At 64.5% G+C, this 25717-nt stretch carries 27 protein-coding genes; all 27 read left to right on the top strand.

Features of this window, described 5'->3' with window-relative positions; translation table 11 throughout:
- Nucleotides 1-172 precede the first annotated feature (172 nt).
- Complete coding sequence (locus Q6A47_RS04300; protein ID WP_039578950.1) at nucleotides 173-1393, top strand: sensor histidine kinase; 1221 nt, start codon at nucleotides 173-175, stop codon at nucleotides 1391-1393.
- Nucleotides 1390-2760, top strand: a complete 1371-nt coding sequence (locus tag Q6A47_RS04295) for a sigma-54-dependent transcriptional regulator (protein ID WP_304483224.1) — start codon at nucleotides 1390-1392, stop codon at nucleotides 2758-2760. The genes Q6A47_RS04300 and Q6A47_RS04295 overlap by 4 nt, the downstream gene beginning before the upstream one ends.
- Before the next feature lie 106 nt (nucleotides 2761-2866).
- Nucleotides 2867-3199, top strand: a complete 333-nt coding sequence (gene fliE / locus Q6A47_RS04290; protein WP_029612419.1) for a flagellar hook-basal body complex protein FliE — start codon at nucleotides 2867-2869, stop codon at nucleotides 3197-3199.
- Between the two features lie 14 nt (nucleotides 3200-3213).
- Nucleotides 3214-5004: a flagellar basal-body MS-ring/collar protein FliF gene (fliF, locus tag Q6A47_RS04285; protein WP_039578948.1), complete on the top strand. Its 1791-nt coding sequence runs from the start codon at nucleotides 3214-3216 to the stop codon at nucleotides 5002-5004.
- Nucleotides 4997-6016, top strand: coding sequence for a flagellar motor switch protein FliG (gene fliG / locus Q6A47_RS04280; protein WP_029612418.1), 1020 nt, complete (start codon nucleotides 4997-4999; stop codon nucleotides 6014-6016). The genes fliF and fliG overlap by 8 nt, the downstream gene beginning before the upstream one ends.
- A 78-nt stretch (nucleotides 6017-6094) precedes the next feature.
- Nucleotides 6095-6859, top strand: a complete 765-nt coding sequence (gene fliH, locus Q6A47_RS04275) for a flagellar assembly protein FliH (protein ID WP_116888660.1) — start codon at nucleotides 6095-6097, stop codon at nucleotides 6857-6859.
- Nucleotides 6849-8207 carry a flagellar protein export ATPase FliI gene (gene fliI, locus Q6A47_RS04270; RefSeq protein ID WP_295482330.1) on the top strand — a complete coding sequence of 453 codons (1359 nt, stop codon included), beginning with the start codon at nucleotides 6849-6851 and terminating at the stop codon, nucleotides 8205-8207. The genes fliH and fliI overlap by 11 nt, the downstream gene beginning before the upstream one ends.
- Before the next feature lie 5 nt (nucleotides 8208-8212).
- Nucleotides 8213-8665 carry a flagellar export protein FliJ gene (gene fliJ / locus Q6A47_RS04265; protein WP_029612414.1) on the top strand — a complete coding sequence of 151 codons (453 nt, stop codon included), beginning with the start codon at nucleotides 8213-8215 and terminating at the stop codon, nucleotides 8663-8665.
- A 73-nt stretch (nucleotides 8666-8738) separates the two neighbouring features.
- Nucleotides 8739-9038, top strand: coding sequence for an STAS domain-containing protein (locus Q6A47_RS04260; protein ID WP_039578943.1), 300 nt, complete (start codon nucleotides 8739-8741; stop codon nucleotides 9036-9038).
- An 8-nt stretch (nucleotides 9039-9046) separates the two neighbouring features.
- Nucleotides 9047-10738 (top strand): ATP-binding SpoIIE family protein phosphatase, encoded by a 1692-nt coding sequence (locus Q6A47_RS04255; protein WP_304483219.1) that lies wholly within the window; start codon nucleotides 9047-9049, stop codon nucleotides 10736-10738.
- A gap of 50 nt (nucleotides 10739-10788) precedes the next feature.
- Nucleotides 10789-11136 (top strand): Hpt domain-containing protein, encoded by a 348-nt coding sequence (locus Q6A47_RS04250; protein WP_304483218.1) that lies wholly within the window; start codon nucleotides 10789-10791, stop codon nucleotides 11134-11136.
- Nucleotides 11137-11209: 73 nt separating this feature from the next.
- Complete coding sequence (locus Q6A47_RS04245) at nucleotides 11210-12616, top strand: flagellar hook-length control protein FliK (protein WP_304483216.1); 1407 nt, start codon at nucleotides 11210-11212, stop codon at nucleotides 12614-12616.
- Nucleotides 12617-12732: 116 nt separating this feature from the next.
- Nucleotides 12733-13230 (top strand): flagellar basal body-associated protein FliL, encoded by a 498-nt coding sequence (fliL, locus tag Q6A47_RS04240; RefSeq protein WP_029612409.1) that lies wholly within the window; start codon nucleotides 12733-12735, stop codon nucleotides 13228-13230.
- A 10-nt stretch (nucleotides 13231-13240) separates the two neighbouring features.
- Complete coding sequence (fliM, locus tag Q6A47_RS04235) at nucleotides 13241-14209, top strand: flagellar motor switch protein FliM (protein ID WP_029612408.1); 969 nt, start codon at nucleotides 13241-13243, stop codon at nucleotides 14207-14209.
- 45 nt (nucleotides 14210-14254) lie between these two features.
- Nucleotides 14255-14722: a flagellar motor switch protein FliN gene (gene fliN / locus Q6A47_RS04230; protein WP_039578932.1), complete on the top strand. Its 468-nt coding sequence runs from the start codon at nucleotides 14255-14257 to the stop codon at nucleotides 14720-14722.
- Nucleotides 14723-15187, top strand: a complete 465-nt coding sequence (gene fliO, locus Q6A47_RS04225; protein ID WP_039578930.1) for a flagellar biosynthetic protein FliO — start codon at nucleotides 14723-14725, stop codon at nucleotides 15185-15187. It abuts the gene before it with no gap.
- Nucleotides 15184-15939 carry a flagellar type III secretion system pore protein FliP gene (gene fliP, locus Q6A47_RS04220; RefSeq protein ID WP_039578927.1) on the top strand — a complete coding sequence of 252 codons (756 nt, stop codon included), beginning with the start codon at nucleotides 15184-15186 and terminating at the stop codon, nucleotides 15937-15939. The genes fliO and fliP overlap by 4 nt, the downstream gene beginning before the upstream one ends.
- Nucleotides 15940-15960: 21 nt before the next feature.
- Nucleotides 15961-16230 carry a flagellar biosynthesis protein FliQ gene (gene fliQ, locus Q6A47_RS04215; RefSeq protein WP_029612405.1) on the top strand — a complete coding sequence of 90 codons (270 nt, stop codon included), beginning with the start codon at nucleotides 15961-15963 and terminating at the stop codon, nucleotides 16228-16230.
- 7 nt (nucleotides 16231-16237) lie between these two features.
- Nucleotides 16238-17014, top strand: coding sequence for a flagellar biosynthetic protein FliR (gene fliR / locus Q6A47_RS04210; protein WP_039578925.1), 777 nt, complete (start codon nucleotides 16238-16240; stop codon nucleotides 17012-17014).
- A gap of 2 nt (nucleotides 17015-17016) precedes the next feature.
- Complete coding sequence (gene flhB, locus Q6A47_RS04205) at nucleotides 17017-18159, top strand: flagellar biosynthesis protein FlhB (protein WP_039578922.1); 1143 nt, start codon at nucleotides 17017-17019, stop codon at nucleotides 18157-18159.
- A gap of 166 nt (nucleotides 18160-18325) precedes the next feature.
- On the top strand, nucleotides 18326-20455 hold the full coding sequence (gene flhA, locus Q6A47_RS04200) for a flagellar biosynthesis protein FlhA (protein WP_039578921.1): 2130 nt from the start codon (nucleotides 18326-18328) through the stop codon (nucleotides 20453-20455).
- Nucleotides 20456-20466: 11 nt separating this feature from the next.
- Nucleotides 20467-21777 (top strand): flagellar biosynthesis GTPase FlhF, encoded by a 1311-nt coding sequence (gene flhF, locus Q6A47_RS04195; RefSeq protein ID WP_039578918.1) that lies wholly within the window; start codon nucleotides 20467-20469, stop codon nucleotides 21775-21777.
- 67 nt (nucleotides 21778-21844) lie between these two features.
- Nucleotides 21845-22687: a MinD/ParA family protein gene (gene fleN, locus Q6A47_RS04190; RefSeq protein WP_205419329.1), complete on the top strand. Its 843-nt coding sequence runs from the start codon at nucleotides 21845-21847 to the stop codon at nucleotides 22685-22687.
- Nucleotides 22684-23424 carry an RNA polymerase sigma factor FliA gene (gene fliA, locus Q6A47_RS04185; RefSeq protein WP_029614958.1) on the top strand — a complete coding sequence of 247 codons (741 nt, stop codon included), beginning with the start codon at nucleotides 22684-22686 and terminating at the stop codon, nucleotides 23422-23424. The genes fleN and fliA overlap by 4 nt, the downstream gene beginning before the upstream one ends.
- A 104-nt stretch (nucleotides 23425-23528) precedes the next feature.
- Complete coding sequence (locus Q6A47_RS04180) at nucleotides 23529-23903, top strand: chemotaxis response regulator CheY (RefSeq protein ID WP_162889548.1); 375 nt, start codon at nucleotides 23529-23531, stop codon at nucleotides 23901-23903.
- Between the two features lie 18 nt (nucleotides 23904-23921).
- Nucleotides 23922-24710 carry a protein phosphatase CheZ gene (locus tag Q6A47_RS04175; RefSeq protein WP_304483214.1) on the top strand — a complete coding sequence of 263 codons (789 nt, stop codon included), beginning with the start codon at nucleotides 23922-23924 and terminating at the stop codon, nucleotides 24708-24710.
- 12 nt (nucleotides 24711-24722) lie between these two features.
- Nucleotides 24723-25717, top strand: a 995-nt coding sequence (locus Q6A47_RS04170; RefSeq protein ID WP_304483212.1) for an Hpt domain-containing protein, incomplete at its 3' end; no start/stop codon positions are given.

Raw genomic sequence — 25717 nt, 5'->3', positions numbered from 1 at the left:
TTGCAGTCCATCACGACACAAGGCCGCTTAGATTTTCTGGCAGCGGCCTTGTGTCGTGATCGGGTCGCGAAGCGGTCCCACGATTGCAAGCAAACCCCATCCCCGGCACGGCTATTGCTACACCGCAGGCGAAGTACCGTTTTTATGACGGTCAGCCATGCGAGAGAGCACGATGCCCCAGGCCGCCCCTATTTCCCGACTCCATGATGCGTCAGGGCGAGTTCCGGTCGAGCAGGACAGCCGACCCGGACTCGACCACGCCGTCGCCCTGTTCGATCAGGTTTCCACTCAGCTCAGCGAGTCCTACACCTTGCTCGAGGCGCGGGTCACCGAACTCAAGGGTGAGCTGGCAGTGGTCAGCGCCCAGCGCATGGCGGAACTGGATGAAAAGGAGCGTCTGGCCAACCGTCTGCAGCACCTGCTCGACCTGCTGCCCGGTGGTGTGATCGTGATTGATGGTCATGGCCAGGTGCGCGAGGCCAACCCGGCCGCCTGCGACTTGCTCGGTGAGCCGCTGGTTGGGGAGCTGTGGCGCCAGGTGATTGCGCGCAGCTTCGCCCCTCGCGAAGACGACGGTCATGAAGTGTCACTGCGCGACGGCCGGCGCCTGTCCATCGCGACGCGTTCGCTGGATGCCGAGCCTGGCCAATTGGTGCTGATCAACGACCTTAGCGAAACCCGTCGGCTGCAAGAGCAGTTGGCGCGCCACCAACGTCTGTCATCGCTGGGGCGCATGGTTGCTTCGCTGGCCCATCAGATCCGCACGCCGCTGTCGGCGGCCATGCTTTATGCCAGCCACCTGGCGGATGACCAGGGCACCCTGGCGTTGGACACCCGCCAGCGTTTTGCCGGTAACCTCAAGGAGCGCCTGCACGAACTGGAGCACCAGGTGCGCGACATGCTGGTCTTCGCGCGCGGCGAACTCCCGCTGAACGATCGCGTCACGCCCAAGGCGCTGTTCCAGGCCCTGCAGCACGCTGCCCAGCCACACGTTCAGGGTCATGCGGTGCGCTGGCAGTGCGATACCCACCTGGGCGAGTTGCTGTGCAACCGCGACACGCTGGTCGGCGCGCTGCTCAATCTCCTGGAAAACGCCGTGCAGGCCAGCACCGCACCGGCCCGGCTCAAAGTGCATCTGCTGCGCCGTGAACAGAACCTGCACCTGAGTGTCAGCGATGCCGGCAGTGGCATCGAGCCGCAGGTGCTACAGCGCCTGGGCGAGCCTTTTGTCACCACCAAGTCCACCGGCACCGGATTGGGCCTGGCCGTGGTCAAGGCCGTGGTCAAGGCGCATCAGGGCAGTCTGGCGCTGCGTTCTAAAGTGGGTCGCGGCACGTGCGTGCACGTCGTGCTGCCGCTGATTGCCGCCCCTGGCGCGCAGGTACTGGCATGACCAAGGTATTGCTGGTCGAGGATGACCGGGCCCTGCGCCAGGCCTTGAGCGATACGTTGTTGATCGGTGGATTCGCCCATCGCGCGGTGGGCAGTGCCGAAGAGGCGCTGGCGGCGGTGAGCGAAGAGGCTTTCGGCCTGGTGATCAGCGACGTGAACATGCCGGGTATGGATGGTCACCAGTTGCTGGCCCAGCTCCGGCGCCAGCAGCCGCAGTTGCCGGTCTTGCTGATGACGGCCCACGCGGCGGTCGAGCGTGCGGTCGATGCGATGCGTCAGGGCGCGGTCGACTACCTGGTCAAACCGTTCGAGCCCAAGGCGCTGTTGAGTTTGGTCGAGCGGCATGCCGCCGGCCATCTGGAGGCGGCAGAGGAGGGGCCGGTGGCCTGCGAAGCGGCGAGTCGGCAACTGCTCGAGCTGGCGGCTCGGGTGGCGCGCAGTGACTCGACGGTATTGATTTCCGGCGAGTCCGGCACCGGCAAGGAGGTGCTGGCGCGCTACATCCACCAACAATCGTCGCGGGCCGCGCAGCCGTTCGTGGCCATCAACTGTGCGGCGATCCCCGACAACATGCTCGAAGCCACGCTGTTCGGGCACGAGAAAGGCGCCTTCACCGGCGCCATCGCGGCCCAGGCCGGCAAGTTCGAACAGGCCGAGGGCGGTACGCTGCTGCTCGACGAGATTTCCGAAATGCCGTTGGGCCTGCAAGCCAAACTGCTGCGGGTGCTGCAGGAGCGGGAAGTGGAGCGGGTCGGTGGACGCAAGCCGATCGCCCTGGACATTCGTGTGCTGGCCACCACCAACCGCGACTTGGCAGGAGAGGTGGCCGCCGGACGGTTCCGCGAAGACCTCTATTACCGCCTCTCGGTGTTTCCCCTGGCCTGGCAGCCGCTGCGCGAGCGCCGCGCCGACATCCTGCCGCTGGCCGAGCGCCTGCTGGCCAAGCATGTGCTGAAGATGAAACACGCCCCGGTGCGCCTGTCCGCTGACGCGCGTCATTGTCTCCAGGCGTACGCCTGGCCGGGGAACGTGCGCGAGCTGGACAATGCGTTGCAGCGCGCCTTGATCCTGCAGCAGGGCGGGGTGATCGAGGCGGCGGATTTCTGTCTGGCGGGTGCCATTCCCTTGTCGCCAGTCAAGGGTGCCATTGTTGAGCCATCATGCGCCGAATCCAATGCCGAGTCCAGTGGCCTGGGCGATGACCTGCGCCGTCACGAATTTCAGATGATCATCGACACCCTGCGCGCCGAGCGTGGTCGTCGCAAGGAGGCCGCCGAGAAGCTGGGTATCAGCCCCCGCACCTTGCGCTACAAGCTGGCGCAGATGCGCGATGCCGGCCTGGATGTGGAAGGTGGCCTGTACGGTTGAATGCTGGGTAAAGGGACACTCCGCCAAGGCTGGCACCTTTGTTGCTTTAACCGTCTTACCCGCTGCATCAGTGTCAAAAAAATGCGGCCGCCGGAGAGAGAAGTTCATGAGCCAAGGTGTTGAATTCAATCGTTTGATGCTGGACATGCGCGCGATGCAGGCCGATGCCATGTCGCTGCCCAAGGTCGCGGCTGCGCCCGAGCTCGCGCCAGGCCAGAGCAGCTTCGCCGACATGCTCGGCCAGGCCATCAACAAAGTCAGCGATACCCAGCAGGCGTCCAACCAGCTGGCCAACGCCTTCGAGATCGGCAAGAGCGGTGTCGACCTCACCGATGTGATGATCGCCTCGCAGAAGGCCAGTGTCTCTTTCCAGGCGCTGACCCAGGTACGTAACAAGCTGGTGCAGGCGTACCAGGACATCATGCAGATGCCGGTTTGAGGGCGCGTTGAGTCATGGCCGAAGCAGTCGTCGATAACGCCCCCGCCAAGAGCGGCCCGCCCGCGGCCAAGCCGCCGCTGTTCGGCATGGCGTTCCTGGAAAACATTTCGCGTATGCCCATGCTGCGTCAGGTCGGCCTGCTGGTCGGTCTGGCTGCCAGCGTGGCCATCGGCTTTGCCGTGGTGCTGTGGTCGCAGCAGCCCGACTACCGTCCGCTGTATGGCAGCCTGGCCGGCATGGACACCAAGCAGGTCATGGAAACCCTGGCCGCTGCCGACATCCCCTATACCGTCGAGCCCAACTCCGGGGCGTTGCTGGTCAAGTCCGACGATCTGTCCCGGGCGCGCATGAAGCTGGCGGCTGCCGGCGTTGCACCGAGCGACGGCAACCTGGGCTTCGAGATCCTCGACAAGGAACAAGGGCTGGGCACCAGCCAGTTCATGGAGGCGGCCCGCTATCGCCGTGGCCTGGAAGGCGAACTGGCGCGCACCATCTCCAGCCTCAACAACATCAAGGCCGCCCGCGTGCACCTGGCGATCCCGAAGAGCTCGGTGTTCGTGCGCGACGAGCGCAAGCCCAGCGCCTCGGTGCTGGTGGAAATGTACCCTGGGCGCAGCCTTGAGGCCGGTCAGGTGATGGCGATCGTCAACCTGGTCGCCACCAGCGTGCCGGAACTGGACAAGTCGCAGGTCACCGTGGTCGACCAGAAGGGCAACCTGCTCTCCGACCAGTTGCAGGACACCGCGTTGACCATGGCCGGCAAGCAGTTCGACTACACCCGGCGCATGGAAGGCCTGCTCACCCAGCGTGTGCACAACATCTTGCAGCCAGTGCTGGGCAACGACCGCTACAAGGCTGAGGTGTCGGCTGACGTCGACTTCAACGCCGTCGAGTCCACCTCCGAGCAGTTCAATCCCGACCAACCGGCGTTGCGCAGCGAGCAGTCGGTGAACGAGCAGCGCGCCAGCGGCCAGGGTCCGCAGGGCGTGCCGGGTGCGCTGAGCAACCAGCCGCCGGCCGGCGCTGCGGCGCCTGAGAACGCCAGGGCCGGTGCAGCCCCAGCCGGTGCCATCGCGCCCGGCCAGCCGCTGGTCGATGCCAACGGCCAGCAGATCATGGATCCGGCCACCGGCCAGCCGATGCTGGCACCGTACCCAGCCGACAAGCGTCAGCAGAGCACCAAGAACTTCGAGCTGGACCGCTCCATCAGCCATACCCGTCAACAGCAGGGGCGTTTGACCCGCCTGTCGGTGGCGGTGGTGGTGGACGACCAAGTCAAGGTCGGCGCCAATGGCGAGAGTACTCGCGCCCCGTGGGGGGCCGAAGACCTGTCGCGCTTCACCCGCCTGGTGCAGGACGCGGTGGGCTTCGATGCCAGCCGCGGTGACAGCGTGACAGTGATGAACGTGCCGTTCTCCGCCGACCGCGGCGAAGTGCTGGCCGATATCCCGTTCTACTCGCAGCCCTGGTTCTGGGACATCGTCAAGCAGGTGCTGGGCGTGGTGTTCATCCTGGTGCTGGTGTTCGGGGTACTGCGCCCGGTGCTCACCAGCATCACCGGTGGCGGCAAGAACGTGGCCGGCGACCCCGACATGCAACTCGGCGGTATGGGCGGCATGGGCATGATCGGTATGGACGGCGAGGTCGGCGACGACCGCGTCAGCCTGGGCGGACCGAGCAGCATCCTGCTGCCGAGCCCAAGCGAAGGCTATGAGGCGCAACTGAACGCAATCAAGGGCCTGGTGGCCGAAGACCCGGGTCGTGTGGCCCAGGTCGTCAAAGAGTGGATCAACGCCGATGAGTGACAACCGAGCCATTACCGCCAAGCTGAGCCGCGTCGACAAAGCGGCCATCCTGCTGCTGTCGCTGGGCGAGACCGACGCCGCCCAGGTCCTGCGTCACATGGGGCCCAAAGAAGTGCAACGGGTCGGTGTGGCCATGGCGCAGATGGGCAACGTCCACCGCGAGCAGGTCGAGCAGGTGATGAGCGAGTTCGTCGAGATCGTCGGCGACCAGACCAGCCTGGGCGTCGGCTCCGACGGCTACATTCGCAAGATGCTCAACCAGGCCCTGGGCGAAGACAAGGCCAACGGCCTGATCGACCGCATCCTGCTCGGGGGCAACACCAGCGGCCTGGACAGCCTCAAGTGGATGGAGCCGCGCGCCGTGGCCGATGTGATCCGCTTCGAGCACCCACAGATTCAGGCCATCGTGGTCGCCTACCTCGACCCCGACCAGGCCGGTGAAGTGCTGAGCAACTTCGACCACAAGGTGCGCCTGGACATCGTTCTGCGCGTGTCGTCGCTCAACACCGTGCAACCGGCGGCGCTCAAAGAGCTGAACCAGATCCTGGAAAAGCAGTTCTCCGGCAACTCCAATGCCGCGCGCACCACCTTGGGCGGCATCAAGCGCGCCGCCGACATCATGAACTTCCTCGACAGTTCGGTCGAAGGCCAGCTGATGGACGCGATCCGCGACATCGACAGCGACCTGTCCGAGCAGATCGAAGACCTGATGTTCGTCTTCAACAACCTGGCCGACGTGGACGACCGCGGCATCCAGGCCCTGCTGCGCGAAGTGTCTTCCGACGTGCTGGTGGTCTCGCTCAAAGGCGCCGACGAGAAGGTCAAGGACAAGGTCTTCAAGAACATGTCCAAACGGGCCTCGGAGCTGCTGCGCGACGACCTCGAGGCCAAAGGGCCGGTGCGGGTCAGCGACGTGGAAACCGCGCAGAAGGAAATCCTCACCATCGCCCGGCGGATGGCCGAGGCCGGCGAGATCGTGCTCGGCGGCAAGGGCGCCGAGGAAATGATCTAAGGCCGCTTGCCTGGCTGGCGAACCGCCGCGCCTGCACGGTGCGGCGTCGGTCGAACACGGTTTTGAGTGCCTGAGAACATGACCACCAAAGAACACCCCAGCGACCTGATCCGCGCCCGCGACCTCGAGGGCGTCGATGTGTGGGCGCTGCCCAGTTTCGACCCTGCCCCCGCGCCGGAACCCGAGCCGGAGCCCGAACCGCAGCTGGTCGAGGAAATCGAAGAAGTACCGCTGGAGGAAGTCCAGCCGCTGACCCTCGAAGAGCTCGAAGCGATTCGTCAGGAGGCCTACAACGAAGGCTTCGCCACGGGCGAGCGCGAGGGCTTTCACAGCACCCAGATCAAGGTTCGCCAGGAAGCCGAGCAGGCCCTCGATGCCAAGCTGCAAAGCCTGGAGCAATTGATGACCCATCTGCTCGAGCCGATCGCCGAGCAGGACGCGCAGATCGAAAAATCCCTGGTGCACCTGGTGGCCCATGTCGCCCGCGAGGTGATTGGTCGCGAACTGCGCAGCGATTCCACGCAGATCGCCCAAGTACTGCGCCAGGCGCTCAAGCTGCTGCCGATGGGCGCCGAGAACATTCGCATCCACCTCAATCCGCAGGACTTCGAGCAGGTCAAGACTTTGCGCGAGCGTCACGAGGAGCGTTGGAAGCTGCTCGAAGACGAGTCGCTGCTCCCCGGCGGCTGCCGTATCGAGACGGCCCATAGCCGCATCGATGCGAGCATGGAGACGCGCATGGAAAAAGCTGTGGCGCAACTGTTCGAGCAAGGCCATGAGCAGACCCTGCATCCTGCGTCGCCCGATGTGTCCGTCGAGCTGGATGTGCCTGATGCGCCTTGAACGCACCAGCTTCGGCCGACGCCTGGGCGGTTATGCCGACGCGGTGAAGCTGCCCGAGCAGCCAGTGGTCGAAGGCCGCCTGCTGCGCATGGTCGGCCTCACCCTCGAAGCCGAGGGGCTGCGCGGGGCGGTGGGCAGTCGCTGCAAGGTGATCAACGACGACAGCTACCACCCGGTTGAAGTCGAGGCCGAGGTGATGGGCTTCGCCGGCAGCAAAGTGTTCCTCATGCCGGTTGGCAGCATCGCTGGTATCGCCCCCGGTGCGCGGGTGGTGCCGCTGGATGACAGCGGCCGCCTGCCGATGGGCATGAGCATGCTCGGGCGGGTGCTCGATGGTGCCGGTCGCGCCCTCGACGGCAAGGGCGGGATGAAGGCCGAGGACTGGGTGCCGCTGGACGGGCCGGTGATCAACCCGCTCAATCGCGATCCCATCAGCCAGCCGCTGGATGTCGGTATCCGCAGCATCAATGGCCTGCTGACCGTCGGGCGCGGCCAGCGCCTGGGCCTGTTCGCCGGTACCGGCGTGGGCAAGTCGGTGCTGCTGGGCATGATGACCCGCTTCACCAAGGCCGACATCATCGTGGTCGGGCTGATCGGCGAGCGCGGGCGCGAGGTCAAGGAATTCATCGAGCACATCCTCGGCGAGGAAGGGCTCAAGCGCTCCGTGGTGGTGGCGTCGCCCGCTGACGATGCGCCGCTGATGCGGCTGCGCGCGGCCATGTACTGCACCCGCATCGCCGAATATTTTCGCGACAAGGGCAAGAACGTCCTGCTGCTGATGGACTCGCTGACTCGATTCGCCCAGGCCCAGCGCGAAATCGCCCTGGCCATCGGCGAACCGCCCGCCACTCGGGGTTATCCGCCGTCGGTGTTCGCCAAGCTGCCCAAGCTGGTGGAGCGGGCGGGCAATGGCGAGGCCGGTGGCGGCTCGATTACCGCGTTCTACACCGTGCTGTCCGAGGGCGATGACCAGCAGGACCCCATCGCCGACTCGGCGCGCGGTGTGCTCGATGGGCACTTCGTGCTGTCGCGCCGCTTGGCCGAGGAAGGTCATTACCCGGCCATCGATATCGAAGCCTCGATCAGCCGAGTGATGCCGCAGGTGGTGGATCATGATCATCTGCGCCAGGCGCAGAAGTTCAAGCAACTGTGGTCACGCCTGTCGCAGAGTCGCGACCTGATCAGCGTCGGTGCCTATGTGGCTGGCGGCGATCCGGAGACCGACCTTGCCATCGCCTTGCAGTCCAAGCTGGTGGGCTTTCTGCGCCAGGGGCTCGACGAGAGTACCGGCATGGCCGAAAGCCGTGAACAGCTGGGCAGCATCTTCGCTCCGCCTTCAGGTAGCTGACCGGCATGGCCCTGCCCAGTCGTGCCGCGCGTCTTGCGCCTGTGGTGCAGATGGCCGAGGAAGCCGAGCGCAAGGCCGTGCAGCGCATGGGCCAGTTCCAGCAGCAGGTGGCCCAGGCCCAGGCCAAGCTCGCCGAGCTGGAGCGCTTTCGCGAAGACTACCAACAACAGTGGATCAATCGCGGTGGCCAGGGTGTGGACGGCAACTGGCTGGTGAACTACCAGCGCTTCCTAGGCCAGTTGGAAACCGCCATGACCCAGCAGCGCCAGAGCTTGACCTGGCATCAGAACAACCTGCGCAACGCCCGCGATGCCTGGCAACAGGCCTATGCGCGGGTCGAGGGCCTGCGAAAACTGGTGCAGCGCTACCTCGACGAAGCACGCCGCGCCGAAGACAAGCGCGAGCAGAAGCTGCTCGACGAGTTGTCGCAGCGCTTGCCCCGGCAGAGCCCTTTCTAGGACTTGCGCTTGCGGCGCAACCAGCTGCCTGCTACACCTTCCTCACTCCCCGCCATCAACGAAGGAATCGCGCATGGCAGTCGAATCTGTTTATTCAGCGGACGAAGAACAGCTGACGATCACGATCAAGGGCCGTTTCGATTTCGGCCAGCACCAGGCCTTCCGTGAAGCCTACGAGCGCCAACCGGCCAAGCGCGTCGTCATCGACCTCAAGGACGCCACCTATCTGGACAGCTCGGCCCTGGGCATGCTGCTGTTGCTGCGTGACCATGTCGGTGGCGACCACGCGCGCATCAGGGTGATCAACACCAGCCCTGACGTGCGCAAGATCTTCGCCATTTCCAATTTCACCAGCCTGTTCGAGATTCACTGAGGCCGGTCATGTCGGTGTCCCCGCGCTTGCGCGTGCTGATCGCCGAGGACGGTGCCATCGATCGTCTGTTGCTGGCGCAGATCGTGCGCCGCCAGGGCCATGAGGTCATCACCGCCGAGCACGGCGAGCAGGCGCTTGCCCTGTTCATCGAGCAGCGCCCAGACCTGGTGTTGCTCGACGCCCTGATGCCGGTGATGGATGGCTTCGAGGCGGCGCGCCGGATCAAGGCCCAGGCGGGCGAGCACTTCGTGCCGATCATCTTCCTCACCTCGCTCAACGAGGAGCAGGCGCTGGTGCGCTGCCTGCAGGCCGGTGGCGACGATTTCATGGCCAAGCCCTACAGCGCGGTGATCCTGGCGGCCAAGATCAATGCCCTGGACCGTCAGCGGCGCTTGCAGGCGACGGTGCTGCAGCAGCGCGACGAATTGGCCAGGCACCACCATCACCTGCTCAACGAACAGCGCGTGGCCAAGGCGCTGTTCGACAAGGTCGCCCATGCCGGCTGCCTGCACAGCGCCACTATCCGTTACCTGCAATCGCCCTACGCGCTGTTCAACGGCGATCTGCTGATGGCGGCGCGCACACCTTCGGGTGACCTGTACGTACTGCTCGGCGACTTCACCGGCCACGGTCTGCCGGCAGCCGTGGGTGCGATGCCGCTGGCCGAGATTTTCCATGGCATGACTGCCAAGGGCTACGGCCTGGCGCAGATGCTGCGCGAGATGAACGCCAAGCTCAAACGCATCTTGCCGGTGGACATGTTCTGCTGTGCGTTGCTGGTGGGGCTTGGCCTGGAGCGCGGCACGCTGGAGGTCTGGAACGGGGGCATGCCTGATGCCTATCACCTCACTGCGCACGGGCAGGTCCTGGCGACATTGCCGTCCCGGCATCTGCCGCTTGGCATCCTCGCGCCTGAACAGTTCGATGACACCACTGTGGTCATGCCCATGGCCTTGGGTGAGCGTTTGCTATTGCTCTCTGATGGCGTGATCGAGACGGGCGATGCCCAGGACCGGCTGTTCGGCGTCGAGCGCTTGAGCGAGGTGCTGAAGGCCAACCGTGAGCCGCGGCACTTGTTCGACGAGGTGATGCAGGCGTTGGCGCGTTTCGGCGGGCGGCCGCGTGACGATATCAGCCTGTGCGACATCGCGATGCTACCGCGCGACGAACGCCTGCCGCTCGAGCCGCCAACCCTCGACAACCACCGCAGCAGTCCGCTGGACTGGTCCTTGTCGCTGGTGCTGCACGCCGACAGCCTCAAGCGCTTCGACCCGCTGCCCTATCTGCTGCAATTGCTGCAGGAGATCGACGGCCTGCGCGCCAGCGGCGGGGTGCTGCACAGCGTGTTGGGCGAGCTGTATACCAATGCCCTGGAGCATGGCGTGCTCGGCCTCGATTCGCGCCAGAAAACCGATGCGCAAGGCTTTGCCGAGTACTACCGCGAACGTGATCGACGTTTGGCCAGTTTGCGCGAAGGGTTCGTGCGCATCGAGTTGAAGGTTGAACCCATCGCCGACGGTGGGCGTCTGACGCTTGAGGTCAGTGACAGTGGCACGGGTTTTGATATCGACGACGTACTGGCCCATTCTGCGGCGCATCAAAGCCTCTGCGGTCGCGGCCTGCATCTGGTCAGACGCTTGGGCGTACGTGCACAGTGGCTCGACGACGGACGGCGGGCACGGGTCGAATTCGGTTGGTAAAGTGACGGGCTGAATCCGGGCGCAGGCAGGCTTGATCAAGGAGCGAGCAAGTGACACACGAACATATCGACTACAAGGTGCTGAGCGACCTGCGGGAGGTCATGGAAGATGGCTACCTGCAACTGCTCGAGACCTTTCTGGAAGACTCCGAACTGCGCCTGAGTCAATTGCATCTGGCCAAGGACGCGCAGACGCTGGGCATGGCGGCACATAGCTTCAAGGGCAGCAGCAGCAACATGGGTGCGGTGGGTCTGGCCCAGCTCTGCCAGCAGCTCGAAGAGCGCGTGAGGCAGCAACCGTTGTATGGCATCGAGGACCTGATCAACCGCATCGATCTGGAATTCTTCGAGGTCCAGCAGTTCTATCGGGGCGAGCGCGCACGTATTGCCGCTGGTTGAAGGCAAAGCTGGCGCGAGTTTTGCTTATCCATGGCCAGTCACCCCTTTCGCTGCCCTGGCGTGGAGAGTTTCAATGCCTGTCGCATCCAACCCCTTGCTGCAACCCGGCCACGCCAGCCCTGCCTCGCGGCCAAGCACGGCAGTGCCGGAAAAACCTGCGCAGGCGCCGGGTTTACAGGGCGGCGGCTTCGACCAACTGATGGCCCGTCAGCAGCGCAATCAGCCCGCGATGCGCGCCGACAAGCCGGTCCAAGCGGCACCGAAGGACAAAGTCGATTTTGCACCCAGCGGCAAAGGCGGCAATGACAAGCCCGCAGCCCTTGCCGTCAATGGCAAGCCCTTGCCAGCGGCTCGCGACCAGGCCCCTGCGCGCACCGACCAAAAGGCCCAAGACCGCGACGGCCCGTCAGCGCCTGCCGAAGACGATGTGCAGGCTTCGACCGGCAACGCTGAAGATCACCCCGTCGAACCCGGATCGGTCAACGCCAATTTGGTGGCGGGGCAGGTCACCGACGCCCAAACCGGGGCGCAGTTGATCCAGGCCCAGGCCGAGGCGGTCGCGCCAGTGCTTCAAGCGGCGGTCCAGCCTCCTGTGGCCACTGCCCAGGCAGCGGCGGCGCCGGCGCCTGGCTCAGAGGAAAAACCGGCAGATGGCGACTTCGATCCCGAAGCCGACCCCTTGGCGAACATGCCGACCTTGCGCTTGGCCCTCGAACAGAGCGCCCAGGCCAAAGGCACGACCTCTACGCATGCCTCGTCCCAGAACGAAAAGGCGCCAGGACAGGACGCCAGTGCATCGGGCACTGTCAATACCTTGGCGAATCTGCTGGTGGAAGCCGAGGGCGAGTCGCCGCGCGGTCAAACCCAGCCTGGCGAGAAGGGTTTCTCGGAACTGCTTTCGACTGGTCTGAAGGACGTCAAGAAAGCCGACAGCGACACCCGTGTCGATGACTTCGCCAACCGTCTGGCCAACCTGACCCAGGCCGTCACGCCAAAGACTGCCAACGCCGTGGCCCCGAGCAATCCGCTGCAGCAGCCCCTGGTCATGAACCAGGGGGCCTGGAGCGAGGGGCTGGTCAACCGGGTCATGTACTTGTCGAGTCAGAACCTCAAGTCCGCCGATATCCAGCTTGAGCCGGCCGAGCTCGGTCGCCTGGACATCCGCGTCAACGTGGCGGCGGACCAAGCCACCCAGATCACCTTCATCAGTGGCCACGCCGGGGTGCGCGATACCCTCGACAGCCAATTGCACCGCCTGCGCGAGCTATTTGCCCAGCAGGGCCTGGCCCAACCTGACGTCAACGTTGCCGATCAATCACGCCAGCAGCAACAGCAGGCGCAGCAGGGGAGCTCGAACTTCTCCGGTGTCGCGGCGCGGCGGGCCGGGGAGGGCGGCGACAACGCCGAGCCGGGCGACACCGCTCGGCCTGCCGAGCAGCAGGTGGTGATCGGCGACAGTGCGGTCGACTATTACGCCTGACGTTCCTGCAGGCGCGGCCTGAGCCGCGTCTGCAGACAGTCCGACAGATCTGGCATAACACTTGCTCAAGCCTCGTCATCCTTTCTTGAAACCACGATGGACGACGGATTATTGGCATGGCGAAGAGCGACGCAGTCAAAGACCCCGCCACTAAAGGCAAACTCAAGCTGATCCTGTTGGTGGTACTGGCCTTGCTGCTGGCCGTTGGCCTGTCGGTGGGCGCCACCTGGTTCGTCATGCACAAGAGCGAACCCGCACCGGCGGCGGATCCTGCGCAGGCCAACGTCAAGCCCCCTGCAATCTACGAGCCGCTGGCACCGGCCTTCGTGGTCAATTTCAACCAGAACGGCCGGCAGCGCTACATGCAGGTCAGCATCACCATGCAGGGCCGCAACCAGGCCGACCTCGATGCCCTCAAGGTGCACATGCCGGTGATTCGCAACAACCTGGTGATGATGTTCTCCGGTCAGGGCTTCGACAGCCTGGCCAGCAGCGCCGTGGGCGAGGAAATGTTGCGCCAGAAGGCTACTGCGGTGGTCCAGGAAGTGGCGCAGAAGGAAGTCGGCAAGCCGGTCATCGACCAGCTGCTGTTCACCAATTTCGTATTGCAGTAGGAGCCGACCGATGGCCGTGCAGGACCTGCTGTCCCAGGATGAGATCGATGCCCTCTTGCATGGCGTCGACGATGGGCTGGTACAGACCGAGAGCGCAGCCGAGCCTGGCAGCGTCAAGAGCTACGACCTGACCAGCCAGGATCGGATCGTTCGCGGTCGCATGCCGACCCTGGAAATGATCAACGAGCGCTTTGCCCGCTACACCCGCATCAGCATGTTCAACCTGCTGCGCCGCTCGGCCGATGTGGCCGTGGGTGGCGTGCAGGTGATGAAGTTCGGTGAGTACGTGCATTCGCTGTACGTGCCCACCAGTCTCAACCTGGTCAAGATCAAGCCGCTGCGTGGCACGGCGCTGTTCATCCTCGACGCCAAGCTGGTGTTCAAGCTGGTGGACAACTTCTTCGGCGGCGACGGCCGCCACGCCAAGATCGAAGGCCGTGAATTCACCCCCACCGAACTGCGCGTGGTGCGCATGGTGCTGGACCAGTGCTTCGTCGACCTCAAGGAAGCCTGGCAGGCCATCATGCCGGTGAACTTCGAGTACATGAACTCCGAGGTCAACCCGGCCATGGCCAACATCGTCGGGCCCAGCGAAGCGGTGGTGGTGTCGACGTTCCACATCGAGCTCGATGGCGGTGGCGGCGACCTGCACGTGACCATGCCCTATTCGATGATCGAACCGGTGCGCGAGATGCTCGACGCGGGCTTCCAGTCCGACCTCGACGACCAGGACGAGCGCTGGGTCAAGGCCCTGCGCGAAGACGTGCTGGATGTCAGCGTGCCGCTCTCGGCCACCGTCGCCCGTCGCCAGCTCAAGCTGCGCGACATCCTGCACATGCAGCCCGGCGACGTGATCCCGGTGGAGCTGCCTGAAAACCTGGTGCTGCGTGCCAATGGTGTGCCGTCGTTCAAGGCCCGGCTGGGCTCGCACAAGGGCACCCTGTCGCTGCAGATCATCGATCCGATCGAGCGCCGCTGACGGCGGCGCGATCGTACAACGCATTGAAAGCTTGTCGAGGACTTTATGGCTAACGAAAACGAGATCACCTCCCCGGAGGAACAGGCCCTGGCCGATGAGTGGGCCGCGGCCCTGGAAGAGACCGGCGATGCCGGCCAGGCTGACATCGACGCGCTGCTGGCCGCCGATGCCGGACGCGCCTCCGGCCCCGGTCGCTTGCCGATGGAAGAGTTCGCCAGCTCGCCACGGCCGAACGAGAACGTCAGCCTCGAAGGCCCGAACCTGGATGTGATCCTGGACATTCCGGTGAGCATCTCGATGGAAGTGGGCGCCACGGAAATCAGCATCCGCAACCTGTTGCAACTGAACCAGGGCTCGGTGATCGAGCTCGACCGCCTGGCCGGTGAGCCGCTCGACGTACTGGTCAACGGTACCCTGATCGCGCACGGCGAGGTGGTGGTGGTCAACGAGAAGTTCGGCATCCGCCTGACCGACGTGATCAGCCCAAGCGAACGCATCAAGAAGCTGCGCTGAGTGAAGGCCATGATTCGCGCCCTGGGCGCCTGCGCGGCCCTGCTCGCCAGCGAGGCGGTGCTGGCCAGCGCTGCCGTCGCGCCGGCGCCCGCCACGGCCCCCGCGCCTGACAGCCTGAGCGGACAACTGGCGCAGATGGTCCTGGGCCTGCTGTTGGTGGTCGGGGTGATTTTCCTGCTGGCCTGGTTGCTGCGGCGCATGCAACTGGCGCAGCCGCGTGGCGGCCAGGTCATCGAGATCCTCGGCAGCCGAGCCCTGGGGCCGCGGGATCGGCTGGTGCTGGTGCAGGTGGGCAAGGAGCAGATTCTCATCGGTCACAGCCCTGGCAGCATCGAAGCCCTGCATGTGCTGGCCGAACCCGTGCCGGTGCCGGACAGCGCGCGCCAGGCCGCGCCGGAATTTGCCCAGCGCCTGCTCGAATTGATGGGCAAGGATGGCAAGCACGACAAGGACAACCGCCGATGAACCGCGCGTTGCGCACGATCCTGACCTTGGCGCTGCTGCTGGCCGCGCCGCTGGCCTTGGCCGCCGATCCGTTGTCGATCCCGGCCATCACCTTGAGCAACGGGCCGAACGGCCAACAGGAATATTCGGTCAGCCTGCAGATTTTGCTGATCATGACGGCGCTGAGCTTCATTCCAGCGTTCGTCATTCTGATGACCAGCTTCACCCGCATCATCATCGTCTTCTCCATCCTGCGTCAGGCCCTGGGCCTGCAGCAGACGCCCTCGAACCAGTTGCTGACCGGCATGGCGCTGTTCCTGACGATGTTCATCATGGCGCCGGTGTTCGACCGGGTGAACCGCGATGCCCTGCAGCCCTATTTGAACGAGCAGATGACCGCCCAGCAGGCGATCGACAAGGCCCAAGGCCCGCTGAAGGACTTCATGCTGGCGCAGACCCGGCAGAGTGACCTGGACCTGTTCATGCGCCTGTCCAAGCGCACCGACATCGCCAGCCCCGACCAGGCGCCGCTGACCATTCTGGTCCCGGCGTTCGTCACCTCGGAGCTCAAGACTGCGTTCCAGATCGGCTTCATGATCTTCATCCCGTTCCTGATCATCGACATGGTGGTCGCCAGTGTGCTGATGGCGATGGGCATGATGATGCTCTCGCCGTTGATCATTTCGCTGCCGTTCAAGATCATGCTGTTCGTCCTGGTCGATGGCTGGGCGTTGATCATGGGTACGCTGGCCGGCAGTTTCGGCGGTGTCTGAGCCCGCTCCAGGAGGTGTCGCATGACCCCGGAAATCGCAGTCGACCTGTTTCGCGAGGCGCTCTGGCTGACCGCCATGATGGTGGCCGTGCTGGTGGTGCCCAGCTTGCTGGTCGGCCTGGTGGTGGCGATCTTCCAGGCCGCCACGCAGATCAACGAACAGACCCTGAGCTTCCTGCCGCGCCTGCTGGTGATGCTGGTCACGCTGATCGTGGTCGGGCCGTGGCTGGTGCAGAAATTCATGGAATACATGACCGGCCTGTACAGCGGCATTCCGCAGTTGATCGGGTGAGCGGCGCATGCTCGAGCTGACCGCTGCGCAGATCGGCACCTGGGTCGCCACCTTCATCCTGCCGCTGTTTCGGGTCACCGCGGTGCTGATGACCATGCCCGTGTTCGGTACCCGCATGCTGCCTGCGCGCATCCGCCTGTACGCGGCGCTGGCGATCACCGTGGTGATCGTGCCCGGCCTGCCGCCGATGCCCGAATTCGAGCCCCTGAGCCTGCGCGGCGTGCTGCTGTGCGCCGAGCAGATCATCGTCGGCGCACTGTTCGGCTTTTCGTTGCAGATGCTGTTCCAGGCCTTCGTCATCGCCGGCCAGATCGTGGCGATTCAGATGGGCATGGCCATGGCCTCGATGATCGACCCCGCCAACGGCGTCAACGTGGCGGTGGTCGGCCAGTTCCTGACCATGCTGGTGAGCGTGCTGTTCCTGTTGATGAACGGCCACCTGGTGGTCATCGAGGTGCTCACCGAGAGCTTCACCACCTTGCCGATCGGCAACGCGCTGGTGGTCGAGCACTTCTGGGACATCGCCGGTCGCCTGGGGTGGGTGCTGGGTGCGGGGGTGGTGTTGATCCTGCCGGTGATCACCGCGCTGCTGGTGGTCAACATCGCCTTTGGCGTGATGACCCGCGCGGCGCCGCAACTCAATATCTTCTCCATCGGTTTTCCGCTGACCCTGGTGCTGGGGCTCGGCGTGTTCTGGGTCGGCCTGGCCGATATCCTTTCCCACTATCAGCAGCTGGCCAGCGAGGCCTTGCAGTGGCTGCGTGAGCTGGCACGGGTGCGCTGAGCATGGCCGAGAGCGAGAGCGGTCAGGACAAGACCGAGGAACCCACCGACAAACGCAAGCGCGATTCCCGCGAAAAAGGCGAGATCGCGCGTTCCAAGGAGCTCAACACCTTCGCCATCACCCTTGGCGGCGCCGGTGCCTTGCTGGCCTTCGGCGGCTATCTGGCCGAGACGCTGATGACCCTGATGCGCATGAACTTCACCCTGTCGCGCGAAGTGCTGGTGGACGAGCGCTCGATGGGCGCGTTCCTCATGGCCTCGGGCAAGATGGCCATCTGGGCCACTCAGCCGGTGCTGGTGCTGCTGTTCGTGCTGTCGCTGGTGATGCCCGTCGTGCTGGGGGGCTTCATCTTTTCCGGTTCGCTGTTGCAGCCCAAGTTCAGCCGAATGAACCCGTTGTCGGGGATCAAGCGCATGTTCTCGCTCAATTCGCTGACCGAACTGTTCAAGGCGCTGGCCAAGTTCTGCCTGGTGTTGGTGGTCGCGCTGGTGGTGTTGACCAACGACCGCGAGGCATTGCTGGCGATCGCCAAGGAGCCGCTGGAGCAGGCGATCATTCACAGCGTCCAGGTGGTCGGGTGGAGCGCGTTGTGGATGGCGTCGGGGTTGCTGCTGATCGCCCTGGCGGATGTGCCGTTCCAGCTTTGGCAGACGCACAAGAAGTTGAAGATGACCAAGCAGGAGGTGCGCGATGAGTACAAGGACATGGAGGGCAAGCCCGAGGTCAAGCAGCGTATTCGTCAGTTGCAGCGCGAGGCTTCTCAGCGGCGCATGATGGCGGCGGTGCCGGAAGCCGACGTCATCATCACCAACCCGACCCACTATGCCGTGGCCCTGAAGTACGACCCGGAAAAGGGCGGTTCGGCGCCGCTGCTGCTGGCCAAAGGCACGGATTTCCTGGCCTTGAAGATTCGCGAGATCGGCCAGGAGCACAAGGTGCAGATCCTCGAGTCGCCCGAGCTGGCGCGGGCGATCTACTACTCCACCGAGCTGGAAAACGAGATCCCGGCGGGCCTGTACCTGGCCGTGGCGCAGGTGTTGGCCTATGTCTTCCAGATTCGCCAGTACCGCTCGGGACGCGGCAAGGCCCCGGATCCGCTGAACAAGGACCTGCCGATTCCGCCAGATCTTCGCCGCGACAGTTGATCATGTCGCAGAGCGTCCCGCTCGGTCACCGCTAGGGCGCTGCGGCGAACCGCCGCCCCCACCGGGACCACGCCCTATCGCACCCCAGGCAAAGTTGGAAAGCTTCTTGCAGAGCACCGCCCAGGCGCTGTCCAGGCGTCAAGTTTCTGCTCGAAGAGGATACCCGGTGGATCGCGCTCAGTTACTCAGCAACGCCCGCAATAACCTGGCCGGTCTCGGCCGGGGGAACCTGGGTGTGCCGCTGTTGCTGCTGGTGATGCTGGCAATGATGATGTTGCCCATCCCGCCGTTCCTGCTCGACGTGTTCTTCACCTTCAACATCGCCCTGTCCATCGTGGTGTTGCTGGTCTGCGTGTACGCCCTACGCCCGCTGGACTTCGCCGCCTTCCCGACCATCCTGCTGGTGGCCACGCTGCTGCGTCTGGCGCTGAACGTGGCCTCCACGCGCGTGGTGATGCTCCACGGCCAGGAAGGGCATGGCGCGGCGGGCAAGGTGATCCAGGCGTTCGGCGAAGTGGTGATCGGCGGCAACTACGTGGTCGGTGCGGTGGTGTTCGCCATCCTCATGATCATCAACTTCGTGGTGGTGACCAAAGGTGCCGGGCGTATCTCGGAAGTGAGCGCGCGTTTCACCCTGGACGCCATGCCCGGCAAACAGATGGCCATCGACGCTGACCTCAACGCCGGCCTGATCGACCAGGCCCAGGCCAAGGCGCGTCGTGCCGAAGTGGCCCAGGAGGCCGAGTTCTACGGCTCGATGGACGGTGCCAGCAAATTCGTCCGGGGCGACGCCGTCGCTGGCCTGTTGATCCTGTTCATCAACCTCATCGGCGGCATGCTCATCGGCATGCTCCAGCACGGCATGAGCTTCAGCGATGCCGGCAAGGTCTACGCGCTGCTCACCATCGGTGACGGTTTGGTGGCGCAGTTGCCGTCGCTGCTGCTGTCCACCGCCGCCGCGATCATGGTCACCCGCGCCTCGGGCTCCGAGGACATGGGCAAGCTGATCAACCGGCAGATGTTCGACTCACCCAAGGCGCTGGCCGTCTCCGGCGGCTTGATGGTGGTCATGGGCCTGGTGCCGGGCATGCCGCACATCGCCTTCCTCAGCCTCGGCCTGCTGGCCGGCGGCGGCGCTTACCTGGTGTGGAAGAAGCAGCAGAAGGCCAAGCAGACGGCCCTGCAGGAGGCCCAGCGCCAGCAGGATCTGCTGCCTTCGCCGCAGCGTGCGATGGAAACCAAGGAGTTAGGCTGGGACGACGTCACACCGATCGACATGATCGGCCTGGAGGTCGGCTATCGGCTGATTCCCCTGGTCGACCGCAACCAGGGCGGGCAGCTGCTGGCGCGGATCAAGGGCGTGCGCAAGAAGCTGTCCCAGGACCTGGGCTTCCTCATGCCCACCGTGCACATTCGCGACAACCTCGACCTGCAGCCCAGCGCCTACCGCCTCACGCTGATGGGCGTGATCCTGGCCGAGGCCGAGATCTATCCGGACCGCGAGTTGGCCATCAACCCCGGTCAAGTGTTCGGCAGCCTCAACGGCATCGCTGCGCGCGACCCGGCCTTCGGCCTGGAGGCGGTGTGGATCGATGTCGCCCAGCGCGCCCAGGCGCAGTCGCTGGGCTATACGGTGGTCGATGCCAGTACCGTGGTTGCCACGCACCTGAACCAGATTCTGCAGAAGCACTGCCACGAGCTGATCGGCCACGAAGAGGTCCAGCAGTTGCTGCAAGTGCTGGCCAAAGCGTCGCCCAAACTCGCAGAGGAACTGGTGCCAGGCGTCATTTCCTTGTCGGGGCTGCTCAAGGTCTTGCAGGCGCTGCTTTCCGAGCAGGTGCCGGTGCGTGACATCCGCAGCATTGCCGAAGCCATCGCCAACAATGCGGCCAAGAGTCAAGATACCGCCGCGCTGGTGGCCTCGGTGCGGGTCGGCTTGTCCCGCGCCATCGTGCAAAGCATTGTAGGCACTGAGTCCGAGCTGCCTGTGATCACCTTGGAGCCCAGGTTGGAACAGATCTTGCTCAATAGTCTGCAACGGGCCGGGCAAGGTCAGGAAGACGGTGTTCTCCTGGAGCCGAGCATGGCCGAGAAGCTGCAGCGTTCGCTCATCGAGGCGGCGCAGCGCCAGGAGATGCAGGGCCAGCCGGCCATTCTCCTGGTGGCCGGTCCCATCCGCGCCATGCTGTCGAGATTCGGTCGTCTGGCCGTGCCCAATCTGCACGTGCTGGCCTACCAGGAAATACCGGACAACAAGCAAGTCACCATCGTTGCCACCGTGGGCCCTAACGGCTGAGGTAGTGGGTTATGCAAGTTAAGCGTTTTTTCGCCGCCGACATGCGTCAGGCCATGAAACTGGTCCGCGATGAGCTTGGTGCCGATGCCGCGATCATCGGCAACCGGCGCATTGCCGGTGGTGTCGAGCTCACGGCCGCGCTGGACTACACACTGTCCGCCCTGGCCCCGCGCGTGCCCAACCTGGAGCTGGAAGACGAGCTGCGCAAGACCCAATCGCGTATCGCCACCGCCCAGGCCGAACTGGACGGGCGTGGCGACGTCGAGGCGGGCAACCGTCAACTGTTCGCCGGCCTTTCGCTGACCGCTTCCGAACCGCTGGTCGAGCCGCATGTCGAGGCGCCCGCTGCCGCGCCGGCTGCGGCCGTGTCGGGCGTCGATCGCCGCGTGTTCGACGCCATGCGCTCCGAGCTCTCGGGCCTGCGCGAATTGCTCGAAGTGCAGCTCGGCTCGCTCGCCTGGGGCCAACTGCAGGGCAACAAGCCCCAGCAGGCCAATCTCTGGCGGCGCTTGCAGCGCCTGGGCCTGTCCGGTCCGATCGCCCGCGAGCTGCTGCAACTGGCCGGCGAGATCGACGAGCCGCGCCAGGCCTGGCGCATGGTCCTGGCGCATCTGGCGCGCTTGATCCAGGTGCCGGAGGTCGAGCCGCTGGAAGAGGGTGGGGTGATCGCGATGGTCGGTCCGGCCGGCATGGGCAAGACCACCACCCTGGCCAAGCTGGCGGCGCGCTACGTGCTCAAGTATGGCGCGCACAACCTGGCGCTGGTGAGCATGGACAGCTACCGCATCGGTGCGCAGGAGCAGCTCAAGACCCTGGGCCGCATCCTCAACGTGCCGGTGACCTACGTCGACCCGGGCCAATCGCTGGCCCAAGCCCTGGAACCGCTGCTGCGCAAGCGCGTGGTGCTGATCGATACCGCCGGCCTGCAGGCCAGCGACCCGGCCCTGCGCATGCAGCTCGAGTCGCTGGCCGGGCGCGGCATCGCCGCGCGCAACTACCTGGTACTGGCCACCACCAGCCAGAAGCAGGTGCTCACCGCCGCCTACCACAGCTACAAGCGCTGTGGCCTGGCCGGGTGCATCCTGACCAAGCTCGACGAAACCGGCAGCCTCGGCGAAGTGCTGAGTCTGGCCATCAGTCATGAATTGCCCGTGGCCTATCTCACCGATGGTCCGCGCATTCCTGACGATCTACAGCTGCCGCGCCGGCACCAATTGGTCAGTCGCGCTGTCAGTGTGCAGTTGCAGGAAGATCCCAGCGAGGAGGCCATGGCCGACATGTTCGCTGATCTCTACCACAATCCCGACAAGCGCGTAGGTTGACGATGCACGGCGCCCGGGAGTCGACAGCGACCCTTCAAGTGGGCAAGTCCCACGCGAGACAAGGTAAATAACAGACATGGGTAGCATGCATCCCGTACAGGTGATCGCCGTCACCGGTGGCAAAGGTGGCGTCGGCAAGACCAACGTTTCAGTGAACCTGTCCCTGGCGCTGGCCGAGCTCGGCCGCCGGGTCATGTTGCTGGACGCCGACCTGGGTCTGGCCAACGTCGATGTGCTGCTGGGGCTCACGCCCAAACGCACCCTGGCCGACGTCATCGAGGGGCGCTGCGAGTTGCGCGATGTGCTCCTGCAGGGGCCGGGCGGTGTGCGCATCGTGCCAGCGGCCTCCGGCACCCAGAGCATGGTGCACCTGGCGCCGGCACAGCATGCCGGGCTGATTCAGGCGTTCAGCGAAATCGGCGACAACCTCGATGTGCTGGTGATCGATACCGCTGCGGGCATCGGTGACTCGGTGGTCAGCTTCGTGCGCGCCGCCCAGGAAGTGCTGCTGGTGGTGTGCGACGAGCCCACCTCGATCACCGACGCCTACGCCTTGATCAAGCTGCTCAACCGCGATTACGGCATGAATCGCTTCCGCGTCCTGGCCAACATGGCGCAGAGCCCGCAGGAAGGGCGCAACCTGTTCGCCAAGCTGACCAAGGTCACCGACCGTTTCCTCGACGTTGCCTTGCAGTACGTCGGCGCCGTGCCCTATGACGAATGCGTGCGCAAGGCGGTACAGAAGCAGCGCGCGGTCTACGAGGCGTTTCCGCGCTCCAAGTGCGCCCTGGCATTCAAGGCCATCGCGCAGAAGGTCGACAGCTGGCCGTTGCCGGCCAACCCGCGCGGCCACCTGGAGTTCTTCGTCGAGCGCCTGGTGCAACCTACCAGCGCGGGACCAGTGCTATGAACGCGAGCGGCTTCAAGATGTACAGCAAAGCCTCCAAGGACGCCCAATACGAACTGGTCGAGCGCTATGCGCCGCTGGTCAAGCGTATCGCCTACCATCTGCTGGCGCGCCTGCCGGCCAACGTGCAGGTCGAAGACCTGATCCAGGCCGGCATGATCGGTTTGCTGGAGGTGGCTAACAAATACGACGCCAGCAAGGGCGCGAGCTTCGAGACCTACGCCGGTATTCGCATCCGCGGTGCGATGCTCGATGAGGTGCGAAAAGGCGATTGGGCGCCGCGTTCGGTGCACCGCAACACGCGTATGGTCAGCGACGCGATTCGCTGCGTCGAAGCAAGAACCGGTCGTGACGCTAAAGATCACGAGGTTGCTGCCGAACTCCAATTGGGTCTCGACGATTATTACGGGATCCTGAACGATACCTTGGGCAGCCGTCTGTTCAGTTTCGACGACCTGCTGCAGGACGGCGAACACGAGGGGCTGCACGAGGATGGGGTCAGTGGTCAGGTCGAGCCGTCGCGCGATCTGGAAGACGAGCGCTTCCAGGCCGCGCTGACCGATGCGATCGCCAACCTGCCGGAGCGCGAGCGCCTGGTCCTGGCCCTGTACTACGACGAGGAACTGAACCTCAAGGAGATCGGGGAAGTGCTGGGGGTCAGTGAATCGCGCGTGAGCCAGTTGCACAGCCAGTGCGCGGCGCGTCTGCGCAGCCGCCTGGGAGAATGGCGGGCCCGCTGAGCCCCGATTCGCTGCAGTCGTTGTACGTGGTGCCGAATTGATTGAGCGCGCGCTTGTGAGACGAGCGCGTTTAAGACTGCTTGGAGGTCTAATTGAACAAAGACATGAAAATCCTCATCGTTGACGACTTCTCGACGATGCGGCGGATCATCAAGAACCTGTTGCGTGATCTGGGCTTCACCAACACCGAAGAGGCCGACGACGGCGTCACGGCGTTGCCGATGCTCGAAAGTGGCCACTACGACTTCCTGGTGACCGACTGGAACATGCCCGGCATGTCCGGCATCGATCTGCTGCGCAAGGTGCGCGCCCACGACCGGCTCAAGGGGATTCCCGTGCTGATGGTGACGGCCGAGGCCAAGCGCGAGCAGATCATCGAAGCGGCTCAGGCCGGGGTCAACGGCTATGTAGTCAAGCCATTCACCGCGCAGGTGCTCAAAGAAAAGATCGAGAAGATCTTCGAACGCGTCAACGGCTGAAGCATGTCTGGGGGCGCTATGGAATCAAAAAAAGATTCTTTGGGGGAGTTCGAGTCGACCCTGAAGAAGCATGCCGAACAACTGGTGCAGAGCCTTGAGCGCGGCCAGTTCGGCGAGGCGGTGCAGCTGATCCATCAGCTCAACCAGACCCGAGACCGTGGCTTGTATCAAGAGGTCGGCAAGCTGACCCGTGAGCTGCACAGCGCCATCGTCAGCTTCCAGATCGACCCGCGCATGCCGCAGGCCGAGGAAGTGTCGCAGATCACCGACGCCACCGAACGGCTGTCCTACGTGGTCCGCCTGACCGAGAACGCGGCCAACCGCACCATGGACCTGGTCGAGGAGAGCACGCCCGTGCTCAACGGCCTGTCGGCCGAGGCGCAGACGTTGTCGGCCGATTGGCAGCGCTTCATGCGTCGCGAAGTGCCGGCCACCGAGTTTCGCGAGTTGGTCAAGCGCGTCGACGGTTTCCTGACGCACAGCGCCGAAGGCAACCGCAAGGTGGCCGGTCACCTCAACGACATTCTGCTCGCCCAGGACTATCAAGACCTGACCGGGCAGGTGATCAAGCGGGTCACCGCGTTGGTCGCCGAGGTCGAAAGCAATCTGCTCAAACTCGTGTTGATGGCCAGTCAAGTCGACCGCTTTGCCGGTATCGAACATGACCACGATCAATTGCGTGCTGAAAAAGATGAAGAAAAACATCCAGCCCGGGGTGAAGGTCCGCAGATTCATGCCGATAAGCGTGAAGACGTCGTGTCCGGTCAGGACGATGTCGACGATCTGCTATCCAGCCTGGGTTTTTAGGGAGCACGTTTAATGAGCTTCGGCGCCGATGAAGAAATCCTTCAGGATTTCCTGGTAGAAGCCGGCGAAATCCTCGAGCAACTGTCCGAGCAACTGGTCGAGCTGGAAAGCCGGCCCGATGATGCGGACCTGCTCAACGCCATATTTCGCGGTTTTCACACTGTAAAAGGGGGCGCCGGCTTCCTCCAGCTCAACGAGCTGGTGGAGTGCTGCCACATTGCCGAGAACGTCTTCGACATCCTGCGCAAGGGTGAGCGTCGGGTCGACGCCGAGTTGATGGATGTGGTGCTCGAAGCACTGGACACGGTCAACAGCATGTTCGGCCAGGTCCGCGAGCGCAGCGAGATCACCCCCGCCACGCCGGAACTGCTGGCAGCGCTGGCACGCCTGGCCGAACCTGCCGGTGAGGACGTCGCCGCGCCCGCCGTGGTCGAAGCGCCGGCGGCGGTCGAGCCGCCAGCGGCCAGCGAAGACATCACCGATACCGAGTTCGAGCAGTTGCTCGACTCCCTGGATGCGGTCAAGGCCCAGGCCGAAGCGGCCGAGCAGGCGCCGGTCGAGGCGGCCTCCGGCAATGCCGACGAAATCACCGACGCCGAATTCGAGTCGCTGCTCGATCAGTTGCATGGCAAGGGCCAGTTCTCGCCGGACGTGGCCGAGAGCGACACGCCTGCGGCAGTATCGCCGGCCAGCGACGAAATCACCGACAGCGAATTCGAGGCCCTGCTCGACCAATTGCACGGCAAGGGTACCTTCGCCGCCGATGGGCTGCCCAAGGCTGAAGCCGCCGCCGGCGCTCCCGCCGCCGAGCCTGCCGGCGAGCACATCACCGACCACGAATTCGAAGCGCTGCTGGACCAGTTGCACGGCAAAGGCAAGTTCAGCGGTGATGCCGTAGCTGCCGAGGCACCTGCTGCTGCGACTGCTGTGGCACCAACGCCTGCGGCCAAGGCTGAAAGCAAACCGGTGGCCAAGCCTGCACCCGCCGCTGCCGCCAAGCCCGCCGC

Source organism: Pseudomonas boreofloridensis (assembly GCF_030580795.1).
Classification (GTDB): Bacteria; Pseudomonadota; Gammaproteobacteria; order Pseudomonadales; family Pseudomonadaceae; genus Aquipseudomonas; species Aquipseudomonas boreofloridensis.
Note: the sequence above shows the minus strand (reverse complement) of the source record. Positions and strands in the feature narration are given on the sequence as shown.